The following is a 2,448-nucleotide window of genomic DNA, read 5'->3' on the forward strand; positions in this document are numbered from 1 at the left end:
TATATAAAAATCGAATTTAAAATAATTTGAGTAGATATCGCGAAATTTTTGGATTCATTCTGATGTTTAGTGTACTGCTGAAATTTTCTCTAAAAAATATTTTGTCCTTTCATGTCGCTCTAGTGGCTTATTAAAGAAGTCATCAGTCGGGCAATCCTCTAGAATTTTGCCTTGATCCATAAATATCACTCGATCTGAAACTTTTTTTGCAAATCCCATTTCATGGGTAACACACATCATCGTCATGCCTTCTTTTGCAAGTTGGCTCATGACTTCAAGCACTTCACCCACCATTTCAGGATCTAATGCAGAAGTGGGTTCATCAAAAAGCATACAGACTGGGTCCATACAAAGACCACGTGCAATCGCGACACGTTGTTGTTGACCACCTGATAATTGTCCCGGAAATTTATCTTTGTGTGCTGTCAAACCTACTCGATCCAAATATTGTAAGGCCTTTATTTTAGCGTCTTCAGTTGAGCGATTAAGTACTTTGATTTGTCCTATTGTTAGGTTATCTAACACAGTCATATGAGGAAAGAGTTCAAAATGTTGAAATACCATACCTACTCTAGATCTGAATTTTGCTAGATTTGTTTTAGAGTCTTTTAAAGCGGTACCATCAACGATAATATTTCCTTGTTGAAAAGGTTCTAAAGCATTTACTGTCTTAATAAGTGTAGATTTACCTGAGCCGGATGGACCGCATACAACGACAACTTCACCTTTGTTGATAGTGGTTGAGCATTCGCTAAGTACCTGAAAATCTCCATACCATTTGGATACATCTTGAATTTCAATCATTGGCATTTTGATTCTCCTTATCGAATAATGGCTATTTTTTGATGTAAGCGTTTAACTAGTCGTGAAAGTGCAAATGAAATGACAAAATAGACGACAGCAACAACTAGATAGAAAACGGCTTTGGTTTCCGAACCATAGGTATTAGCTAAAGTATTTGCATTGCCTAAGAAATCTGGTGCACTGATGACATAAACCAAAGACACATCTTGAAAAAGAACAATGGATTGCGTCAATATCACGGGTAACATATTTCTAAAAGCTTGGGGTAAAACTACGTATGACATCGTCTGGCGATAATTAAACCCCAAGGCGTAACCTGCATTCACTTGTCCTTTAGAAACTGATTGAATGCCAGAACGGACAATTTCTGAAAAAAAGGCAGCCTCAAAAATGGCGAAGGTTACTACACTTGAAAATAAAGGTCCCCAATAGGTGTGATATTGGAAATCGAAAAACTTAGGAAGTAAAAAGTAAAAGATAAAAATAACTTGAATGAGGGGAACACCTCGAAAAAAGTCGACATAAAATTTTGCAAATCCACTGGCAATTTTATTATATGATAGACGCATCATCGCGATTGGTGTACCAAGAAGAATCCCACCAATAATCGAAAGAATGGTTACTGTAACTGTAAATTTAAAACCAGCGATCAAACTTGCAACGACATCGGGATGAGTTAGAACACTAAAATCCATTTTATTTACCTCCCGAACCTAGACCTGGTACAGCCATCCGTTTCTCAATCCATGCCATCAGGTATTTAATTGAATAAGTGATGATGAGATAAACAGGTGTTGAAAGAATTAAAATGACCACGTCTTGAGAGGTTTCTTCTCGCATTGTTTTGGTATATGCAAAAAAATTCAAAACACTTAAGGCAAAAAGTACGGCTGAATTTTTAAATACATTCATTGCTTCTGATGTCAGCGTTGGCCAAACGATTCGATAAGCCACTGGCAGAATGACATAACGATAACTTTGGTTTAAATTTAAACCGATCGCATAAGCTGCATTTTTTTGACCTTGTGAAACGGTATTAATACCTGCTCGAACCTGCTCAGCAATCCTTGCAGCGGTATATAAACCCAGCGCAAATACACCAATAATTGCTGGATTATTATTTAAAATATTTTGCCACCATCCGCCAGGAACCATTTCACCACTTCCAGTACTCATACTTAATGGCAGGAGTTGAGGAAAAACGAATGCCCAGAAAAATAATTGAACGATTAAGGGTATATTTCTGAATAACTCTACATAACAAGTCCCAATGAATGAAAGTAACTTATTGGGTAATGTACGCATAATGCCAATAAGTGAACCAAGTAAAAATGCGATGAAAAAGGCAATTACAGCAGTCCAGATCATGGTCCAAATACCTGATCCAAGTATTTGTAACCAGGTCGGTGCATCAGCAACAGCTGAATAACTTGAACCTCCAATCGCACTACAGATAGATTCAGCCCAATCTTTTTTATCAACGCCATATTCGTTGGATGCCAAGCAAAATGACGTCCAATTTAAAGAACCAACAGCCATTGAAATTTCCTGCAATGGTTACGAGAAAAAAGGGCTTAAGTGTTTCTATTTAAGCCCTCATAATTTTTGTTATTTAATCCCTGCATCATTCGGAGATGCTTTTAA

The 2,448-nt window shown here is 37.1% G+C and carries 3 protein-coding genes; all 3 read right to left on the minus strand.

Translation table 11 applies throughout. From position 1 onward, the window contains the following. Positions 1–66: 66 nt before the first annotated feature. From CL42_RS15825 to CL42_RS15835, 3 genes are read right to left on the minus strand one after another with little or no spacing between them, the layout of a single operon-like run. Positions 67–810 carry an amino acid ABC transporter ATP-binding protein gene (locus tag CL42_RS15825; RefSeq protein ID WP_035270823.1) on the minus strand — a complete coding sequence of 248 codons (744 nt, stop codon included), beginning with the start codon at positions 808–810 and terminating at the stop codon, positions 67–69. An 11-nt stretch (positions 811–821) separates the two neighbouring features. Then, the gene (locus CL42_RS15830; RefSeq protein ID WP_035270826.1) at positions 822–1,499 is read right to left on the minus strand and encodes an amino acid ABC transporter permease; all 678 of its coding nucleotides are present in this window, start codon (positions 1,497–1,499) and stop codon (positions 822–824) included. A 1-nt stretch (position 1,500) separates the two neighbouring features. After that, complete coding sequence (locus tag CL42_RS15835) at positions 1,501–2,343, minus strand: amino acid ABC transporter permease (protein WP_035270829.1); 843 nt, start codon at positions 2,341–2,343, stop codon at positions 1,501–1,503. Between the last annotated feature and the right edge of the window lie 105 nt (positions 2,344–2,448).

It is taken from the genome of Acinetobacter sp. Ver3, assembly GCF_000632455.1.
Classification (GTDB): Bacteria; Pseudomonadota; Gammaproteobacteria; order Pseudomonadales; family Moraxellaceae; genus Acinetobacter.

What these genes read in the sequence shown, in the direction of transcription:
- CL42_RS15825 (WP_035270823.1), bottom strand. Translation starts at nt 810, where the DNA reads ATGCCAATGATTGAAATTCAAGATGTATCCAAATGGTATGGAGATTTT.
- CL42_RS15830 (WP_035270826.1), bottom strand. Translation starts at nt 1,499, where the DNA reads ATGGATTTTAGTGTTCTAACTCATCCCGATGTCGTTGCAAGTTTGATC.
- CL42_RS15835 (WP_035270829.1), bottom strand. Translation starts at nt 2,343, where the DNA reads ATGGCTGTTGGTTCTTTAAATTGGACGTCATTTTGCTTGGCATCCAAC.